15 protein-coding genes are annotated in these 18,276 nt (G+C 63.0%); 11 read left to right on the plus strand and 4 right to left on the minus strand.

Features of this window, described 5'->3' with window-relative positions; genetic code table 11:
- Positions 1 to 194 precede the first annotated feature (194 nt).
- Positions 195 to 3,722 (plus strand): DNA polymerase III subunit alpha, encoded by a 3,528-nt coding sequence (dnaE, locus tag AC0NIH_RS18720; RefSeq protein WP_473460540.1) that lies wholly within the window; start codon positions 195 to 197, stop codon positions 3,720 to 3,722.
- Positions 3,723 to 3,786: 64 nt separating this feature from the next.
- Positions 3,787 to 4,590, plus strand: coding sequence for an ion channel (locus tag AC0NIH_RS18725; protein ID WP_473460692.1), 804 nt, complete (start codon positions 3,787 to 3,789; stop codon positions 4,588 to 4,590).
- 16 nt (positions 4,591 to 4,606) lie between these two features.
- On the opposite strand, the gene AC0NIH_RS18730 is transcribed toward AC0NIH_RS18725, so the two are convergent.
- A complete protein-coding gene (locus AC0NIH_RS18730) occupies positions 4,607 to 5,488 on the minus strand; it encodes a DMT family transporter (protein WP_473460538.1) in 882 nt (293 codons plus the stop codon).
- A 192-nt stretch (positions 5,489 to 5,680) separates the two neighbouring features.
- Between AC0NIH_RS18730 and AC0NIH_RS18735 the strand changes: the two genes are divergently transcribed.
- Entirely contained in the window at positions 5,681 to 6,187 is a 507-nt protein-coding gene (locus tag AC0NIH_RS18735; RefSeq protein WP_023778809.1) for a hypothetical protein, read from the plus strand.
- A 24-nt stretch (positions 6,188 to 6,211) separates the two neighbouring features.
- On the opposite strand, the gene AC0NIH_RS18740 is transcribed toward AC0NIH_RS18735, so the two are convergent.
- A complete protein-coding gene (locus AC0NIH_RS18740; RefSeq protein ID WP_473460535.1) occupies positions 6,212 to 7,540 on the minus strand; it encodes a DNA polymerase IV in 1,329 nt (442 codons plus the stop codon).
- Between the two features lie 66 nt (positions 7,541 to 7,606).
- Between AC0NIH_RS18740 and AC0NIH_RS18745 the strand changes: the two genes are divergently transcribed.
- Both AC0NIH_RS18745 and AC0NIH_RS18750 read left to right on the plus strand, forming a co-directional pair.
- Entirely contained in the window at positions 7,607 to 8,194 is a 588-nt protein-coding gene (locus tag AC0NIH_RS18745; protein ID WP_473460533.1) for a GNAT family N-acetyltransferase, read from the plus strand.
- Positions 8,195 to 8,286: 92 nt separating this feature from the next.
- On the plus strand, positions 8,287 to 9,816 hold the full coding sequence (locus AC0NIH_RS18750) for a hypothetical protein (protein WP_473460690.1): 1,530 nt from the start codon (positions 8,287 to 8,289) through the stop codon (positions 9,814 to 9,816).
- 51 nt (positions 9,817 to 9,867) lie between these two features.
- Here the strand turns inward: AC0NIH_RS18750 and AC0NIH_RS18755 are convergent, their stop codons facing one another.
- Together AC0NIH_RS18755 and AC0NIH_RS18760 are read right to left on the minus strand one after the other, a co-directional pair.
- Entirely contained in the window at positions 9,868 to 10,521 is a 654-nt protein-coding gene (locus AC0NIH_RS18755; protein ID WP_473460531.1) for a hypothetical protein, read from the minus strand.
- Positions 10,518 to 10,817 (minus strand): DUF3572 domain-containing protein, encoded by a 300-nt coding sequence (locus tag AC0NIH_RS18760; RefSeq protein ID WP_013895207.1) that lies wholly within the window; start codon positions 10,815 to 10,817, stop codon positions 10,518 to 10,520. The genes AC0NIH_RS18755 and AC0NIH_RS18760 overlap by 4 nt, the downstream gene beginning before the upstream one ends.
- 202 nt (positions 10,818 to 11,019) lie before the next feature.
- Between AC0NIH_RS18760 and AC0NIH_RS18765 the strand changes: the two genes are divergently transcribed.
- The 6 genes from AC0NIH_RS18765 to AC0NIH_RS18790 all read left to right on the plus strand — a co-directional run bounded on the left by AC0NIH_RS18765 (position 11,020) and on the right by AC0NIH_RS18790 (position 18,258).
- On the plus strand, positions 11,020 to 11,436 hold the full coding sequence (locus tag AC0NIH_RS18765; RefSeq protein ID WP_274608575.1) for a response regulator: 417 nt from the start codon (positions 11,020 to 11,022) through the stop codon (positions 11,434 to 11,436).
- Between the two features lie 33 nt (positions 11,437 to 11,469).
- A complete protein-coding gene (locus tag AC0NIH_RS18770; protein ID WP_473460528.1) occupies positions 11,470 to 12,843 on the plus strand; it encodes a PleD family two-component system response regulator in 1,374 nt (457 codons plus the stop codon).
- Positions 12,844 to 13,390: 547 nt separating this feature from the next.
- A complete protein-coding gene (locus AC0NIH_RS18775) occupies positions 13,391 to 14,878 on the plus strand; it encodes an FAD-dependent monooxygenase (protein WP_473460526.1) in 1,488 nt (495 codons plus the stop codon).
- A gap of 154 nt (positions 14,879 to 15,032) precedes the next feature.
- On the plus strand, positions 15,033 to 15,767 hold the full coding sequence (locus AC0NIH_RS18780; protein ID WP_473460524.1) for a FadR/GntR family transcriptional regulator: 735 nt from the start codon (positions 15,033 to 15,035) through the stop codon (positions 15,765 to 15,767).
- Positions 15,764 to 16,951: a PLP-dependent transferase gene (locus AC0NIH_RS18785; RefSeq protein WP_023778815.1), complete on the plus strand. Its 1,188-nt coding sequence runs from the start codon at positions 15,764 to 15,766 to the stop codon at positions 16,949 to 16,951. Before AC0NIH_RS18780 ends, AC0NIH_RS18785 begins: the two co-directional genes overlap by 4 nt.
- Before the next feature lie 29 nt (positions 16,952 to 16,980).
- Positions 16,981 to 18,258 (plus strand): ABC transporter substrate-binding protein, encoded by a 1,278-nt coding sequence (locus AC0NIH_RS18790; RefSeq protein WP_023763630.1) that lies wholly within the window; start codon positions 16,981 to 16,983, stop codon positions 18,256 to 18,258.
- Positions 18,259 to 18,276: the final 18 nt, after the last annotated feature.

The following is an 18,276-nucleotide window of genomic DNA, read 5'->3' on the forward strand; positions in this document are numbered from 1 at the left end:
CAAATGTCCATTCCGCTCCGGTTCTCGAAACCACCATCATATGACTCGCCAGAGCGAAATTCGAAACAATCTCTGCGTGGGTCGGGCAGGGCAAAGGAAGCCTGTGGCCGGCGGTCGTTTGTGCTGGACTGGTATCGCCCTGTCCCGGACAATACATCTCCATCGACTCAAAACCTTAGGCAGCGCGAGAAACCATGGCGGATGAGAGACTTCCACGCGACCCCCTGAAGCGCGAAGCCGCGATTGCGGCCGCGCGGCCGGAGGTGCCGGCGCGGCCGTTCGTCCATCTGCGCGTGCATTCGGCCTATTCCCTGCTGGAAGGCGCGCTTCAGATCGGCAAGATCGTCGGTCACGCCGTGACGGACGAAGCGCCGGCTATCGCCGTCACCGATACCAATAATCTGTTCGGCGCGCTCGAATTTGCACAGAAGGCGGTGAAGGACGGCATCCAGCCGATCATCGGCTGCCAGGTCGCGCTCGCTTTCTCCGGCGAGAACACCGACGGCCAGCGCGACCGCCGGCGGCAAGGCCCGGAAATGCGGCCGGTCGTGCTGCTCGCCGCGACCGAAGCCGGCTATTCCAATCTGGTCCGGCTTGTCAGCGGCGTCTACCTGGAAACACCGCCCGGCGAGGCGGTACACCTGACCACCGAGACCCTGGCCGGGCAGACCGACGGGCTGATCTGCCTCAGCGGCGGGCCGCGCGGCCCGATCGGCAATGCCTTGAAAGAGGATCGCCGCGACCTGGCCGAGACGCGGCTATTGACCTTGAAAACGCTGTTCGGCGACCGTCTCTATGTCGAGCTGGACCGGGTTGCTGGCTATGACAGGGTCATCGAGCACTCGACGATCGAGCTCGCCTACGCGCACGAACTTCCGCTTGTCGCCACCAACGAGGCCTTTTTCTCCTCGCGCGACGATTATGAGGCGCACGACGCGCTCATTGCGATCGCCGAGGGCTCGGTGGTCGCCGTCGACACCCGCCGCCGGCTGTCGCCGGACAATTTCCTGCGCAGCCAGGCCGACATGGCAGAGCTGTTCGCCGACCTTCCGGAAGCGATAGACAATACGGTCGAGATCGCGCTGCGCTGCTCCTATTATCCAAAAACCCGCAGCCCGATCCTGCCGCGCTTCACCGGCGGCGATACCACCGACAAGGACGCCGCCGAAAAGGCCGAGGCCGAGGAATTGGCCCGCCAGGCGCGCGAGGGGCTGGACGCCCGGCTTGCCCTGCACGGACCGACGCCTGGCTACACGGTCGAGCAATATCGCGAGCGGCTCGAATTCGAGCTCGGCATCATCGAGAAGATGAAATTCCCGGGCTATTTCCTGATCGTTGCCGACTTCATCAAATGGGCCAAGGCCCAAGGCATTCCGGTCGGGCCGGGCCGTGGGTCGGGCGCTGGCTCGCTGGTCGCCTATTCGACGACCATCACCGACATTGACCCGTTGCGCTTCTCGCTGCTGTTCGAACGCTTCCTCAATCCGGATCGCGTGTCGATGCCCGACTTCGACATCGACTTCTGCCAGGATCGCCGCGAGGAGGTGATCCGCTACGTGCAGCAGAAGTACGGCCGCGACCAGGTCGGCCAGATCATCACCTTCGGTACGCTGCAGGCCCGCGCGGTGCTGCGCGACGTCGGCCGCGTGCTGCAGATGCCTTATGGCCAGGTCGACAAGCTGTCCAAGATGGTGCCGCAGAACCCGGCCAATCCGGTGAAACTCGCCGATGCCATAGCCAACGAACCTCGCTTCGCCGAAGAAGCCGAGAAGGAGCCGATCGTCCAGACGCTGCTCGACATGGCGCAGAAGCTGGAGGGTCTCTATCGCCACGCCTCGACCCACGCCGCCGGCATCGTCATCGGCGACAGGCCTTTGTCGGAGCTGGTGCCGATGTACCGCGATCCGCGCTCGGACATGCCGGTCACCCAGTTCAACATGAAATATGTCGAGCAGGCCGGGCTGGTGAAGTTCGACTTCCTCGGACTGAAAACGCTGACGGTGCTGGAGACGGCGGTGAAACTGATCCGCCGCCGCGGCATCGACATCGACCTGGCGACAATCCCGCTCGACGATCCCGACACCTACTCCATGCTGTCGCGCGGCGAGGTGGTCGGCGTGTTCCAGGTGGAAAGCGCGGGCATGCGCAAGGCGCTGATCGGCATGCGGCCCGACTGCATCGAGGACATCATCGCCTTGGTCGCGCTCTACCGTCCGGGCCCGATGGAAAACATCCCGACCTACAACGCCAGAAAGCATGGCGAGGAGGAGATGGCGTCGATCCACCCCAAAATCGATCATCTGGTGAAGGAGACGCAAGGCGTCATCGTCTACCAGGAACAGGTCATGCAGATCGCGCAGGAGCTGTCGGGCTATTCGCTCGGCGAAGCCGATCTTCTGCGCCGCGCCATGGGCAAGAAGATCCGCGCCGAGATGGACAAGCAGCGCGAGCGCTTCGTCACCGGCGCGGTCGAGCGCGGCGTGGCAAAACCGCAAGCCGACTTCATTTTCGACCTGCTGGCTAAGTTCGCCGATTATGGTTTCAACAAGTCGCACGCTGCGGCCTACGCCGTCGTGTCGTACCAGACCGCCTATCTCAAGGCGCATTATCCGGTCGAGTTCCTGGCGGCATCGATGACGCTCGACATGGGCAACACCGACAAGCTCGCCGACTTCCGCCAGGATGCACTGCGCTTGGGCATCGAGGTTTTGGCGCCGTCGGTGATGACCAGCTTCCGCGCTTTCGAGGTCGGCGAGAACCGCATCTATTATTCGATGGCCGCGCTCAAGGGCGTCGGCGACGCGGCGGTCGAACACATCGTTGCCGTGCGCGGCGAAAAACCATTCAAGAACCTTGCCGATTTCTGCGAGCGGGTCGATCCCAAGATCGTCGGCAAGCGGGTCTTCGAAAGCCTGATCATGGCTGGCGCGCTCGATTGTTTCGGTCACGACCGTGCAGCGATGCTGGCCGGCGTCGAACGGATGATGGGGCTGGCCTCGCTTGCCCAGCAGAACGCCGTTTCAGGCCAAGCCGATATTTTCGGCGCCTCGCTCGGCGCGCAGTCGCAGGCGCTCAACCTGCCGGCGACGGACCCTTGGCTCGCCGCCGACCGGCTGCACCGCGAATTCCAGGTAGTCGGCTTCTATCTTTCGGCCCATCCGCTCGACGAATACAAGGCTGCCTTGCAGAAGATGCGGGTGCAGAACTGGGCCGAGTTTTCGGCCGCCGTCAAGCGTGGCGCCACCGCCGGCCGGCTTGCCGGCACGGTGACCAGCAAGCAGGAGCGCAAGACCCGCACCGGCAACAAGATGGGCGTGGTGGCCTTTTCCGACACCTCCGGCCAGTACGAGGCCGTGCTGTTTTCGGAAGGGCTCGCGCAATATCGCGACCTCCTGGAAGCCGGCCGCTCGGTCGTCATCACCGTCGCGGCGGAGGACAGGCCCGAGGGTGTCAATTTGCGCATCAATTCCGTGCAATCCCTGGAGGACGAGGCTAGCCGTATCCAGAAGGCACTGCGCATTTTCGTCAGGAACGATGGGCCGGCCTCGATGATCCAGTCCCAGCTCACCCAGCGCGGCGAAAGCCAGGTGAGCATCATCGTCATCAAGGACGAGGCGCAGGGCGAGGTCGAGATTGCCTTGCAGGGCGGCTACCGCGTCTCGCCGCAGATCGCCTCGGCGATGCGCGCCGTGCCCGGCGTGGTCGAAGTGGAGCTGGTGTGATCGCCGCCCTTGCAAGGTGGCCGCGCGCCGGGCGGCATTGGCTGGCCACATCACCGCGATCGGCATGAAGACGGCGGACAGGGGCGCATCGCGAGACCTTTCCGGGCTGGCGCGGCTGCGCAACACGCTGCGCAAGCTCTATCATGGGCGCACGCCGGCCGCTTTCCGGTTCCAGCTGGCGGCTGTCGTCATCGACCTCGCCATCATCGCCTTCTTCATCGCCACGCCGGTCATCCAGCAGACGGCCTCGTTTCTGTGGCTGGACTATGCCGTGGCGGCCCTCGTTGCCGCCGATCTGACCGCCAAGCTGCTGGCTTCCAACGACATGCTGCGCCTGATGAAGCCGCCGACCTTCTGGGTGGACGTCTTCATCCTTCTGACGCTGCTGATGCCGACTGCGCTCGCCAGTCTCGGCTTTCTGCGCATCCTGCGGCTGTGGTCACTGTCGCGCAGCGGTTCGATCTGGCGGCATTTTGAGATGCGTGGTTTGCGCCCGTGGCGCGAGGCGAGCCACGCGGTCATCAACCTCTTGACGTTTCTTTTCGTCATCACCGGCTTCGTCTACACGTTCTTTTTCCGCAACGGAGCCGGGCTGGAGAACTACATCGACGCGCTTTATTTCACCGTCGCGACAGTGACGACGACCGGTTTCGGCGACATCGTGCTGCCTGGCATAGCCGGCAAGCTGACGGCGATCGTCACCATGATCATCGGCATATCGCTGTTCGTCAGGCTGGCGCAGGCGATTTTTCGACCCGCGAAAGTGTTCTTTCCCTGCCCGCAATGCGGATTGCAGCGGCATGAACCGGATGCGGTGCACTGCAAGGCCTGCGGTCATGTCCTCAACATCCCGAACGAAGGCGACTAGGTGTATTGGCCGGCGTTTACGATGCCGCCACTTCAGCCGGCTTTACCGGCCTGCGCTGCAGATTGAGCAGGTTGCCCATCAGGATCAGCAGCGCGCCGCCCGCGGTGAAGGCGTCGATCTGCTCCTGGTAAAGCAGCCAGCCGACGAGCGCCGACAACGGCACGCGCAGAAAATCCATCGGCGAAATGACGGTCGCGTCGGCATAGGTGAGCGCGCGCGCCATGCAGAAATGCGACGACATGCCGGTGAAGGCGATCAGCACGATCCATGGCCAAAGCTCCAGCGGTGGGTTGCGCCATTCATAAAGAGCCGGAACGAGGCCAACCACCGATTGGATGATCAGCATCCAGAAGATGATACGCACGACGCTGTCGGTTCGCGTCAGCGATTTGACCAGGACCACCGAAATGCCGAAGCAGACCGCGGCGCCCAGCACGACCAGATGTCCCGGATCGACGGAGCCTACGCCTGGACGCACGATGACCACCACGCCGATCAGCCCGAGAACGACAGCCGCGAGTTTCGGACGGCTCAGCCTTTCGCCGAGAAATGTCACCGCCAGGATCGCCGTCCAGATCGGTGTCGTGAATTCGATCGAAATCAGCACCGCCAGCGGAATCAAGGTCAAGGCGTAGAGCCATGCAGCCTGCCCGGTATAGTGGATGACGTTCCGCGCGATATGGGCGAGGGGGCGCTGGGTGCGCATCGCCGCAAAGCCGCCGCTGGTCAGCACCAGCGGCAGGAGGATGAAGAAGCCTATCACCGAGCGCAGTTCCAGCACCTGGAAGACATTGAGTTCGGCCGTCGTGGCGCGGCCGGCCACCGACATCGCCAGGAACGAGGCGATCGACAGGGCCATCCAGAAAGCGGCCTTGGAAATGGAGGGGGCAGGTGACATGCCCGCTATGTCGCAGGCCGTGGCTTTTGGAGCAATCGCTAGTTGCTCCATTCTTCTGGGCCAGTTGCAAGGGGCAGCGTTGCAAAACGGCCATGCTGCGGGCGGAACCCGATACGGCAAGGGGCGTTGAGTCCCCAATATCCAGCCGTGCTTCGCAAGACGTTTTGCCCTCCAGAGACAAGGAGAGTTTCAATGAGAACATTCACACAATTCGCGCTTGCCGGCTGTCTTCTGGCGGCGACCGGTACGGCACATGCCGACGAGGCCAAGTTCCTGCAGTCATTCAAGGGCAATTTCGCCGGCAAAGGTATCGTCAAGGTCACCGCCGACGCGCCGACGGTGAACGTGTCCTGCACATTCAAATCGAACGCGACATCGACGTCACTGGCGCTCGACGGCAATTGCCGCGGGCTCATTGTGGTGACGCGTGCCATCAGCGCGGACCTGAAGGCCGCCGGCGCGAAATACAGCGGGACCTATGTCGGGTCCCGGACTGGGCCGGCACAGCTCAACGGCAGCCGCTCGGGCAACGCGATCAATCTCGGCATTCGCTGGGCAAAGGAAGTCAACGGCGATCGAAAGGCGCAGATGAAGGTCGAGAAGACGGGCGAGAACGGCATTCGGCTGACGGTCGTCGACACCGACCCCAAGACGGGCAAGAGCATCGTGACGAGCCGGATCGATCTGAGGCGTACCTGATTCTCGACGCACAAGGGGGTAGCGTCATTCCTCTAACGGCTCCGGTGGATGGGCATCTCGCCCTTTGCCGAATGTATAACCGGTTTCCACCGCCTTGCGGCCGAACTTGTCGCGCAAGGCATCGATGGCACCCTCGGCCATGGCGCGTTTGCGCGACTGGAGGTCGACCAGATCCGGCGGGTCGGCCTTGTCGTCGTCGGAGAGGTCGCTGACGCCGATGCCGAGCAATCGGAATTTCGTTCCGTCGGTTTCCTTGCGCAGAAGCTCTACGCCGGTCGAAAAGATGCGATCCGCCAGCCTGGTCGGATCGCCGAGCTGGCGGTTGCGCGTGCGCAGCTTGAAATCCTGGGTCTTCAGCTTCAGCACCACTGTGCGACCGGCGATGCCTGATTTTTTCAGCCGCGCCGAGACCTTCTCCGAAAGGCCTCTCAGCACGGAGACGAGCTCCTCCAGCGATGCGATGTCGGTGTCGAAGGTGGTTTCGGCCGAGACGCTCTTGGCGTCCTGGTCGGGCTCGACGCGGCGCACGTCCTCGCCGCGCGAAAGCCGGTAGAGCCGGTCACCCATCGTGCCATAGCGGCGCATCAGGTCGGCGCGTTCCATCTTCTGAAGCTGGCCAATGGTGCGGATGCCGTCGCGCTCCAACGTGGCGTTGAACGCCTTGCCGACGCCCCAGATCATGGTCACCGGCTGCACGGCCAGGAAGCCGACCGCCTCGGCCTCGCCGATGATCGAAAAGCCGCGCGGCTTGCGGAAGTCCGACGCGATCTTGGCGAGGAACTTGCAGTAGGAGAGGCCGGCCGAGACGGTGATGCCGATCTCCTTCTCGACGGCCAGCGCAAAGCGCGCCAGCACCACCGCCGGCGGCAGGCCGTGCAGCCGTTCGGTGCCGTCGAGATCGAGGAATGCCTCGTCGATCGACAATGGCTCGACCAGCGGCGTCAGAGTCTGCATCATGGCGCGCACCTCGCGGCCGACACGAACGTATTTTTCCATGTCAGGTGGGATCACGACCGCTTCGGGGCAGGCCTCGAGCGCCTTGAACATCGGCATTGCCGAGCGCACGCCCCGGATGCGGGCGATGTAGCAGGCGGTGGAGACCACCCCGCGCTTGCCGCCGCCGATGATCAGCGGTTTGTCCTTGAGCGTCGGGTTGTCGCGCTTCTCGATCGCCGCATAGAAGGCATCGCAATCGACATGGGCGAGATGCAGCCGGTAAAGTTCTGGATGGCGGGCAAGGCGAGGGCTGCCGCAGCGTTCGCAGCGGCGCGTTTCACTGCGCTGAAACGTCAGGCAGTCACGACAAAAACCGTGATCGGGATTGTTGACAGAAGCCGCCATCGCTGCGAACATAAAGAGAACAGAAGCAATGGTACGACAGTGCAAGGCCAGCGACAAGCTTGGCCTGGGGAGAACCGTATGAGCACGACCATAGTGCCGCTGGCGCCTGAGCTCTGGCCCGATTTCGAGGACCTTTTCGGCAAGCAAGGCGCCTGCTACGGCTGCTGGTGCACGCATTTCCGGCTGGCGCCGGCAGCGCGGCGCGAGAGCAGCCGTGAACGCAACAAGGACCACATCAAGGCACGCATCGAAGCCGGTCCGCCGCCGGGCCTGCTGGCCTTCGAGGACGGCAAGGCGGTTGGCTGGATGCAGATCGGGCCGCGCGCCGACGTGCCCGAATGGAACAACAAGGGCAGGGGCTCGGCGCCGATCGATCCCGCCGACGCTTCAGATCCGACCGTCTGGGCGATCTCGTGCTTTTTCATCCGCTCCAAGGCGCGCGGCAGAGGCATCACGCACCGTCTTGTCGAAGGCGGCGTCGAGTTTGCCCGCGGGAATGGCGCACGGCTTGTCGAGGCGTGCCCAATAGACCTGTCCCGCGATTCGCGTTCGCTCGGGCTGTTCGTCGGCTCGTCGCGGGTCTTCGAGAAGGCCGGCTTCGAGAGGCTCGTCGAACGCAAGGCCGGTCGGCCATTGATGCGGCTGGTGCTGGGGCCCCCCGCCTGACCATCGTCGTCTTGCAGTTGCGATGGTATTTCCCTACCAGAAGTACGAAGCGATTTTGCCTTTTTGACCAGTGGGGAATTCCCGTGAACCGTATGTTGCCAGTTGCCTTTACCGCGCTCCTGCTCAGCGCGCCCGCTTTCGGCCAGACCGTCGACAGCCAGGGCGCGAAGCAATTGTCCAATGACCTGTCCCGCTATGTTGGCAAGCAGGCACTCGACAAGGGAATCCTGAAGGTTTCGGCCGAAGGCGACGCCTACAAGATCGTGTTCGATTTCAAGGCGCTTGCCGGGAGTTTTCCTGACCAGAAGCTGGTGAAGTTCGACTTCGCGCCCTACGCGCTGCTGGTCAAGCCGCGCAGCGACGGGACCTGGGATGTTTCGATGGATTTTTCGCAAAGCGCGTCCTTCGAATTCAAGGGGCCCGAAGGGCTGCAAAGCACGCAGTTGTCGATCAAGGACGGCAAGGGCTCCGGCGTCTATGACCCCGGCCTGGCGGCCTTCATCAGCGGCGTCAGTTCGATAGCAGGCATGACGATGACATCGAAGGATGCCAAGCAGCAGATGGACGTCAGCGCCGGTGCCGGCACCGCGACCCTGGCGGCCACCAAGGCTGCCAATGGCGGCGTCGATTTCACGACCTCACAGAAAATGTCGAACTTCGTCGAGGCGATAAAATTCAATGAACCCGACAGTGGGCTGAATTTTCCGGTCACCGTGAAATCGCCGGAATTGTCCGTGGAGGCCAGCGGCAAGGGCGTGCAGACCAAGCCGTTGCTCGACCTCCTGGCGTTTGCCGTGGCCAATGAGGACGAGAAGTCGCTGAAGGCAAACCAGGCGCAACTCAAGTCGCTTCTGCTCGCCGCGCTTCCGGTGTGGGAGCGCATCGACGGCACCTATGGCTTCAAGGATTTCGCGGTCGACAGCCCGATCGGCACGTTCGGGGCGACCCAGCTCAGCACCGCGTTCGGCAGTGACGGCGTTTCGCAAAACGGCACGGTCAGCTACGGCATCAAGGCGTCGGGGCTGACGGTGCCGCAGCAGCTTTTGCCGAGCTGGAGCGTGGCATTGTTGCCCACCGATATCGACCTGAATTTCGGCGGCGCCAACATCGATCTCGACAGCATGGCGAAGAAGGCGATCGAAACCTTTGATCTCAATCAGGATCCGCCGCTGCCGGCCGAGTTCGGCGACCAGCTCAAGGCCGACTTCCTGGCCAAGACGCCGAAGGTGGTCATCGGCCACAGCGTCGTGAAGAACAAGGACATGGAGATCGCGCTCGAAGGCGAGATGACGAGCTTCGGCCAGAAACCCGACGCAAATCTCACGGTCGATGTCGCCGGCTTCGACAAGATCGTGGCCGGCCTGCAGGAGGCGGCAAAGTCCGAACCCGAAGTGGCGCAGTACGTGCCTATGGCTCTCGTCGTGAAAGGGTTTGCCAAGACGCTGCCGGACGGCAAGTTGGAATGGGTTGTCAGCACCAAAGCCGACGGCTCGGTCACCGTCAATGGTGTGATGTTGAAGCCCGCCGATCCGGCGGTGGACGACAGCGTCGACGATGGTGATGGTGAGGACGACGACAGCGGCGGCGACAATGGCGGATCGGGGGCGAAGCTGAATCCTTGAAGGTTCGGCCCTCGAGTAATTCCAGGAAAAGTTCTTCCGTCTGGAATTGCCTCAGAGCCCCAGCGCGCCCGCGATCTTAGGCGCGGCTTCGCGCCAGTCCTGCACGACGATGACGTCGTTCGCGACCGGCGGCAGGAACGCGCGCAGCGAATTGTCGGCCATCAAGTGGAAAAGATCCGCGTCGGCCACCGCTTCCCGCACCGACGCCAGATTGTGCGGCTGATCGTCGACGAAGACCACCGGCCGGCCGCTGTTGCCGCGCAACCTGGCCACTGCCGGTCCTTTGGCCATCTCGGTGGTCAACAGCGGATAGCCTAGCCCCAGGGCATCGAGATGGGCACGGCGCACGGCGCGATGCCTGTGCGGCATGGCGGTCAAGAGGATGATTTCCGCGCGGCCGCCAAGCCCCGCCAGCGCTTCCGTGGCACCATCAGTGATGCTCTGCCAATCGGCCTGCGCGTCGAAGAAGTCGCCCAGAAGCGCCGTGACCTCGGGCTGTTCGATCAGCCGGCCGCTGGCCGTTTCGGCAATGTTGCCGGTCAGGCGGAAGGAGGCCAGCGTCAGGCCGTAACCGCGCGACTTGAGGAAGTCCGGAAAGGGCCGGATGAATTCGAGCACCACATCGTCGACATCGAGCACCAGCAATGGCCTGTCGTCGGCCGCCAGCCCCTCGATCTGGCGCGCGGTCTCCGGATCGTCGCTCATATGGAATGCTCGTGGTTGTCGTCGCCGAGCGGCAGCGCCCGCAATGCCTTGCCGACGGCTGCCGGCGGCGTGCCGGTTTCCTCGGCAAAGCGCATCAGGGTCGGCTCGTGGGCGAGAATGAACTGCAGCACGCCGGCCAGGAACCCCGGCTCGCCGGCGGCCCGGCGGATGGAATGCGCCTCTATCCCGGTGATCGCCAGGAAGCGCGGCAACAGCTCCGGATCGGAGGCGACGAAGCCCAGTGCCTTGACGGCAATGGTTTCAGCCTCTTCGCGCATTGACGCCGCGTTTGCCATCACTACCTTCGGTGTGTGGAATGAGTCTCTCCCGCAGTAATGGCAAGATCTGCTTGCGGCAAGCCTTTACAGCGTGGCGCAGCTTTTAGGCGCGCGGGAGGCGAGGTGGAATTCGCGACGCTTTGCAGCCCGAGGGTTTCCGTTTCGTCAATCATATCGCCGTATAGTGAAGCAGGGTTTGGTGCGTTCAAGGGAAGTTCGCATGACGGCCGCCTTCGAGCGGAGGGACGGCCGAGACGGGATGTCGATGCCTAAGAAGGTCATGATCGTCGAGGACAATGAGCTTAATATGAAGCTCTTTCGGGACCTCATAGAAGCCAGCGGCTACGAGACGGTGCGCACCCGCAACGGTCTGGAGGCCCTCGACCTAGCGCGCCAACATCGGCCGGATCTCATCTTGATGGACATCCAACTGCCTGAAGTGTCGGGACTGGAAGTGACCAAATGGCTGAAGGAAGACGACGATTTGCATGTCATCCCGGTCATCGCCGTGACCGCCTTCGCCATGAAGGGCGACGAGGAGCGCATCCGCCAGGGCGGCTGCGAGGCCTATATTTCGAAGCCGATCTCGGTGCCGCGTTTCATCGAAACAATCAAATCCTACCTGGGCGATGCCTGATGCGCCCTACCAGCCGAGCCGGAGCCTTATGAAATGACCGCGCGGATCCTCGTCGTCGACGACATCCCTGCCAATGTGAGGTTGCTGGAGGTCCGGCTGCTGGCCGAATATTTCGAGGTGCTGACCGCCACCAACGGACCCGATGCGATCGAGACCTGCGAGAACGGCAAGGTCGACGTCGTGCTGCTCGACGTGATGATGCCCGACATGGACGGGTTCGAGGTCTGCCGCCGGTTGAAGAGCGATCCGGCGACGTCGCACATCCCGGTGGTGATGATCACCGCGCTCGACCAGGTTTCCGACCGCGTGCGCGGGCTCGAGGCCGGCGCCGACGACTTCCTGACCAAGCCGGTCAACGACCTGCAACTGATGACGCGCGTCAAAAGCCTTGTCCGGCTGAAATCGCTTACCGACGAACTCAGGCTGCGCGCCTCGACGACGCGCAACATCGGCATCGAGGAACTGCTCAGCCGCAATTTCGCCTCCGAGGACACGGTGCCGAAAGTGCTTTTGATCGATGAGCGCAAATCATCCGTCGAGCGTATCCAGAAGATGCTGCGCGACAGCGCCGACCTCGACGTCACCAGCGATCCGCATGCCGGTTTCTTCCAGGCTGCCGAGACACCCTATGAATGCGTGATGATCTCGACGGCGTTCGCCGATTTCGACCCGCTCAGGCTCTGCTCGCAGCTGCGTTCGCTCGACCGCACCCGTTTCGTGCCGATCATCCTTTTGGCGGAGGAGGGCGAGGAGGAGCGCATCATCCGTGGCCTCGAGCTCGGCATCAACGACTATCTGATGCGGCCGATCGATCAGCAGGAGCTGACGGCGCGGCTGCGCACCCAGGTGCGCCGCAAGCGCTACAACGACCAATTGCGCGCCAGTGTCACCCAGACGATCGAAATGGCGGTGACCGACGGCCTGACCGGGCTGCACAACCGCCGCTATCTCGACAGCCATCTGCAGACGCTGTTCGACCGCGCCGTGGCGCGACGCAGGCCGCTTTCGGTGATGATCACCGATCTCGACCGCTTCAAGGCGATCAACGACACGCATGGCCATGACGGCGGCGACGAGGTGCTGCGGGAGTTCGCGCGGCGGCTGCGCAAGAACGTTCGCGGCATCGACCTTGCCTGCCGGTTCGGCGGCGAGGAGTTCGTGGTGGTGATGCCGGATACCGAAGGCGCCGTGGCCGAGAAGGTGGCCGAACGCATCCGCGCTGAAATCGCCCAACAGCCGTTTTCCATCAACGCCGACGGCAAGACGATCGAGGTCACGGTCAGCGTTGGCGTGTCGTCGGTTCTAAAGGGAGTGGATACGGTGGCGGCGCTGATGAAGCGCGCCGATCTCGCGCTCTATGAAGCCAAGAGCGGCGGCCGCAACCGCGTCGTCGCCAAGGCGGCGTAGCGCCCAGGCCCGATTATCCTGTCAACCCGACAGGGTTACCCGTTTACCTTAATCCAAGCGATTTCCGAGCGTTGGTTAAGAAAGTGTTGATTTTCATAAGCTCTTGCGCAAATGTGCTGGTCAAGACGAAGCCGGCGCGAGGGTAGATAGCCGGTTCGATCCCCAGAATACCCCATGATGCTCAGGTCCGCCGCATCTCCTGGGTCCGTGGGGTCGGCCGGCCGGCGCTGGCAAATAGTGGCCTCCTCGTACCGCTGCCAAACGCCGACCGGCCCCCTTCCTGAAAATGACATCAGGACTCTGCGCCAAGCCTCGGAAGTTCCGGGGCTTTTTGCGACGAAAAATCTTGACGGTCCCTGGACGGTGACGGCTCAATCGCGTGTGGCGCACTGCCACGCAGGAATGCGAGGGTCTTACGCCGTTCATGAAGGGGAGGGAGAGTCCATGCCTCTCCGTTTCATACATATGGCGCACAAGGGGCTTGCTTCAAGGCCCCGTTCCTCCCGTAAAACCCCGGCCCAAGCCAATGGAAACGGGAGTGACGAGAATGCTTGTATCGACAGACGGATCGCTTCGCGATCATGCGGTGATGGTTGCCGGAGGCGGCCCTACCGGGCTGATGCTGGCGGGTGAACTGGCGCTAGCGGGCATCGACGTCGCCATTGTCGAACGGCGCCCGACCCAGCAGCTGATCGGTTTGCGCGCGGGTGGTCTGCACGCACGCACGATCGAAGTTCTCGATCAGCGCGGAATTGCCGATCGGTTCCTCTCACAGGGGCAGTGCTTCCCGACCGTCGGCTTCCACATGATCCGCTTGGACATCAGCGACTTTCCCAGCCGGCACAATCATCTGCTGGCGCTGCGGCAAAACCATATCGAGCGGATATTGGCCGACTGGGTCGGCGAGTTAGAGGTGCCGATCTATCGCGGACAGGAAGTCACCGGTTTTGCGCAGGATGATGACGGTGTCGACCTGAAGTTGTCCGGTGGCCGACGGATAAGGGCGCAGTACCTCGTCGGATGCGACGGAGGACGCAGCACGATCCGCAAGGCGGCGGGTATCGATTTCGCCGGATGGGATCCGACGATGAGCTGGATGATCGCCGAGGTCGAGATGTCCAGGGAACCGCCATTGGGCTTTCGCAGCGACGCCTGCGGAATTCATGCGATAGGCAAGATCGAGGAAGGCGGTCGGCTAGGTGTCGTTCTGACCGAGCGGCAACTGACTGCCGGCGGCGAGCCGACGCTGCGCGAATTCCGTGAGGCACTCACAGCCATCTACGGCACCGATTACGGCGCCCACAGTCCGACCTGGATATCAAGGTTCACCGACATGGCACGCCAGGCCGCGGCTTACCGCGACAGGCGCGTGCTGCTGGCCGGTGATGCCGCGCATATCCATCCCCCGATGGGCGGGCAGGGGCTCAATATCGGCGTGCAGGACGCGGTCAATCTGGGGTGGAAGCTGGCCCAGGTGGTCAAGGGAACCTCACCGGAAAGCCTGCTCGACAGCTACCACGCCGAGCGCCACCCGATTGCCGCCCGCGTCCTGCGCAACACAATGGCGCAGGTGGCGCTTCGTCGCACGGATGACCGCACTGACGCTTTGGGCGATATCGTCACCGAGCTTCTCGCGATAGACGAGCCCCGAAAACGGATGGTCGCGGAAATGTCGGGCCTGGGCGTTCATTACGATCTCGGCGAGGGGCATTCCTTGCTTGGGCGGCGCATGCCCGACCTCGATCTGGCGACCGCCGGCGGTCCGTTGCGGGTATTCTCCTTGCTGCACGATGCGCGACCGGTGCTGATCAATTTTGGCGGGTCGGGCAGGCTGGACATCGCGCCCTGGGCGGATCGGGTCCGGCGGGTCGAGGCAGCCTATGACGGCGACTGGGAACTCCCAGCGCTTGGGATGGTCGCCGTGCCCGATGCCGTGTTGATCCGGCCCGATGGATATGTGGCCTGGGTTGGGGTTGGAACCCAGCAGGGATTGGCTGATGCGCTAACCACTTGGTTCGGGCCGCCGGCCAATTAGCACGTACGATCGAAGCGCGCTGTTGGCGCGACCTCGTGAAACGCACCTGCTTCGCGACCTTCCACGCGATGAGGCGAGCACCTCCTGACAACCGATTGACAGGAGTTGCCGTCTGTGCAGAATTGGTTGGACCATTGGACCACTTGGAGTAGTCGTGGACCAGAACAGCCTGCCACCCATTCAGACGACGGCGCGCGATGACGCCGTGCTGAAGGCGTTGGTGGGCTTTGTTCGTGCCGAGGCCCTGCAGCCGGGCGAGCGGCTTCCGACCGAGCGTATCCTGGCCGAACGGCTCAAGGTCAGCCGCAACACGGTGCGCGAGGCGCTGACGCGGTGGGAAGGGCTCGGCCTCGTCGAACGCCGGCAAGGCAGCGGCACCTATCTCAAGGCGGCCGTGTCACCCGACATGCTGCACATGCCGCTGACGTTTGCCGGCGGCAACGACCTCACCAGCCTGATGCAGACGCTGGAGATCCGCCGCGCGCTGGAGGCCGAGGCTGCCGCATTGTGCGCCGAGCGCGCAAGTCCGGCCGACATCGCCGAGATCGAGCGCAAGCTCGACATCATGGAGCAGGCGTTTCGCACCCGCGACGGCATGTCCTCGGAAGAAGACTGGGAATTCCACCAGGCGATCTACCGCGTCTCAGGTAATCCGCTGTTCGAACAGATCATCGCCGCCATGCACGAGCTGTTCCATCGCTTCTGGGAGCATCCGCTCGGCGTGCGCGACTTCGGCCACGCCAGCTTTCCCTATCACCGCACCATCTACGAATGCATTGCCGCGGGCGATCCCCAGGGCGCCCGCGCCGAGGCGCTCAAGCTGATCGCCACTGTTGAGGACGATCTGAAGCGCGGTGCCGCCAAACTCAAACTTTCGAGCCAGACATGAACGAGCATCCGACCGGTTTCGATCACGACTATCTCGCCGAGGCCGCGACGCTGCTGGCGCATGACGAGCCGTTTCCGGGCGGCGCGGTGGTGCCGCCGATCTACCAGACTTCGCTGTTCACCTTCGCCAACTATGCCGAAATGGCCGACACCTTTGCCGGCAAACGAAAGCAGCCGATCTATTCGCGCGGCGACAATCCGACGGTGATGGAGTTCGAGGCACGCGTGGCGGCGCTTGAAGGTGCGGAAGCGGCGCGCGGCTTTTCCAGCGGCATGGCGGCGATCAGCGCGACGGTGCTTGCCTTTGTTGGCGCGGGCGAGCGCATCGTAGCGGTGCGCAACTGCTACGGCGATGCCTACCGGCTGTTCGAGCGTCTTCTGCCGCGGCTCAACATCAAGGTCGACTATGTCGACGGCTCCGATCCGGACGCGGTCGCCGCAGCTCTTCCCGGGGCCAAGCTGCTTTATCTGGAGAGCCCGACCTCGATGCTGTTCGAGCTGCAGGATTTGCCACACCTGACCCGGCTGGCCAGGGAGCAGGGCATCGTCACCACCATCGACAATTCCTGGGCAACGCCGGTGTTCCAGAAGCCGATCTCGCACGGCGTCGACCTCGTCCTGCATTCGGCCTCGAAATATCTGGGCGGCCACAGCGACACCGTCGCCGGCGTGGTGGCGGGTTCGGCCGCGCATATCAAGCATATCAACGAGCAGACCTATTCCTATCTCGGCGGCAAGCTGTCGCCGTTCGAGGCCTGGCTTTTGCTGCGCGGCCTGCGCACGCTGCCGCTGCGCCTGCCGCACCACATGAAGAGCGGCCTGACCATCGCCGACCGGCTGAAGGCGCATGGAAATGTCGAACGCGTCAACCATCCGGCGTATTCCAACCATCCGGGCAAGGCGACGCTGGCCGGCTATGCCGGCCTGTTCTCCTTCGAGGTGACGGAGGATATCGACATCCCGATCTTCGTCGATGCGCTGAAGTTTTTCCGCATCGGCGTCAGCTGGGGCGGCCATGAGAGCTTAGTCGTGCCGGCCAAGGCGTCGCTGGAACAGACGCCGGGACTGAATTCGATGGCGCGCTTCGGCGTCAGCCCCCGAACCATCCGCTTCAATGTCGGATTGGAAAGTGTCGAAGACCTGTGGGCCGACGTGGCCCAGGCCTTCGAAAAAGCCAGAAAATAACAAGCGGGTTCAAAATGGGAGTCTTGAACATGAAAAAACTGACCGTCATGCTTGCCACCGTTGCGGGGCTGGCGATTTCCGCCGGCGGCGCGCTGGCCGATTCGACCCTGAAGATGGTCGAAGTCATCACCAGCCCGCCGCGCACCGAATTCCTGAAGAAGCAGATCGCAGAGTTCGAAGCCGCCAATCCCGGCGTCAAGGTCGAGCTGATCTCGCTGCCCTGGGGCCAGGCCTTCGAAAAATTCCTGACAATGGTGCAGGCCGGCGACACGCCCGACGTGGTCGAGATGCCGGAACGCTGGATGGGCCTCTATGCCAATAATGCCCAGCTCGAGGATCTCGGCCCTTACATGGCCAAATGGGACGACGCCAAGACGCTGGGCGACCGCGCCAAGCAGTTCGGCTCGACCGTCAACAACACCCAGTTCATGATCCCCTACGGCTACTATGTGAATGCGCTGTTCTGGAACAAGAAGCTGTTCAAGGAGGCAGGTCTGAACGGCCCGCCGGCGACGCTCGACGAATTCGTCGCCGACTCCAAGAAGATTTCGGCCATCCCAGGCAAATACGGCTACTGCCTGCGCGGCGGGCCGGGCGCCTTCAACGGCATGCACATGTTCATGAACATCGCCCAGGGCAAGGGTGGCTACTTCAACGAGGATGGCACCTCGACCATCAACGAAGAGGGATCGGTCAAGGGCCTGCAGATGCTGGCCGACATGTACAAGGACGGCCTGGCGCCGAAGGACGCGGTGAGCTGGGGCTTCAACGAGACCGTCACCGGCTTCTATTCCGGCACCTGCGCCATGCTAAACCAGGATCCCGACGCGCTGCTCGGTATCGCCGACAAGATGAGCGCCGACGATTTCGCGGTGGCGCCGCTGCCGGTCGGGCCGAGCGGCAAATCCTATCCGACGCTGGGGTATGCCGGCTGGGCGATGTTCGCCAATTCCCAGCACAAGGATGACGCCTGGAAGCTGATGTCGACGCTGCTGTCGCCGAAGGACAATCTGGAATGGGCCAAGGAGGTCGGCGTCGTCCCGATCCACAAAGGTGCCGACCAGGATCCGCATTTCAAGACCGAGCAGTTCAAGGGCTGGTTCACGGAACTCAGCGACAGCTCCAAATATGAGATGGTGACGCCGCCGACGCATCTGGAGAACCTCGGCAACTTCGTCGACCAGGTGGCGATCAAAAATTTCCAGGAAGTGCTGCTTGGCCAGAAGACCGCCAAGGATGTCGCCGACCAGTGGGCTGCCTTCCTGACCAAGGAACAGCAGGACTGGATGGCGAAGAACAAGAAATAAGCGCGTTCTTTCCTTCTC

Source organism: Mesorhizobium sp. WSM1386 (assembly GCF_055901595.1).

What these genes read in the sequence shown, in the direction of transcription:
- dnaE (WP_473460540.1), top strand. Translation starts at nt 195, where the DNA reads ATGGCGGATGAGAGACTTCCACGCGACCCCCTGAAGCGCGAAGCCGCG.
- AC0NIH_RS18725 (WP_473460692.1), top strand. Translation starts at nt 3,787, where the DNA reads ATGAAGACGGCGGACAGGGGCGCATCGCGAGACCTTTCCGGGCTGGCG.
- AC0NIH_RS18730 (WP_473460538.1), bottom strand. Translation starts at nt 5,488, where the DNA reads ATGTCACCTGCCCCCTCCATTTCCAAGGCCGCTTTCTGGATGGCCCTG.
- AC0NIH_RS18735 (WP_023778809.1), top strand. Translation starts at nt 5,681, where the DNA reads ATGAGAACATTCACACAATTCGCGCTTGCCGGCTGTCTTCTGGCGGCG.
- AC0NIH_RS18740 (WP_473460535.1), bottom strand. Translation starts at nt 7,540, where the DNA reads ATGTTCGCAGCGATGGCGGCTTCTGTCAACAATCCCGATCACGGTTTT.
- AC0NIH_RS18745 (WP_473460533.1), top strand. Translation starts at nt 7,607, where the DNA reads ATGAGCACGACCATAGTGCCGCTGGCGCCTGAGCTCTGGCCCGATTTC.
- AC0NIH_RS18750 (WP_473460690.1), top strand. Translation starts at nt 8,287, where the DNA reads ATGTTGCCAGTTGCCTTTACCGCGCTCCTGCTCAGCGCGCCCGCTTTC.
- AC0NIH_RS18755 (WP_473460531.1), bottom strand. Translation starts at nt 10,521, where the DNA reads ATGAGCGACGATCCGGAGACCGCGCGCCAGATCGAGGGGCTGGCGGCC.
- AC0NIH_RS18760 (WP_013895207.1), bottom strand. Translation starts at nt 10,817, where the DNA reads ATGGCAAACGCGGCGTCAATGCGCGAAGAGGCTGAAACCATTGCCGTC.
- AC0NIH_RS18765 (WP_274608575.1), top strand. Translation starts at nt 11,020, where the DNA reads ATGACGGCCGCCTTCGAGCGGAGGGACGGCCGAGACGGGATGTCGATG.
- AC0NIH_RS18770 (WP_473460528.1), top strand. Translation starts at nt 11,470, where the DNA reads ATGACCGCGCGGATCCTCGTCGTCGACGACATCCCTGCCAATGTGAGG.
- AC0NIH_RS18775 (WP_473460526.1), top strand. Translation starts at nt 13,391, where the DNA reads ATGCTTGTATCGACAGACGGATCGCTTCGCGATCATGCGGTGATGGTT.
- AC0NIH_RS18785 (WP_023778815.1), top strand. Translation starts at nt 15,764, where the DNA reads ATGAACGAGCATCCGACCGGTTTCGATCACGACTATCTCGCCGAGGCC.
- AC0NIH_RS18790 (WP_023763630.1), top strand. Translation starts at nt 16,981, where the DNA reads ATGAAAAAACTGACCGTCATGCTTGCCACCGTTGCGGGGCTGGCGATT.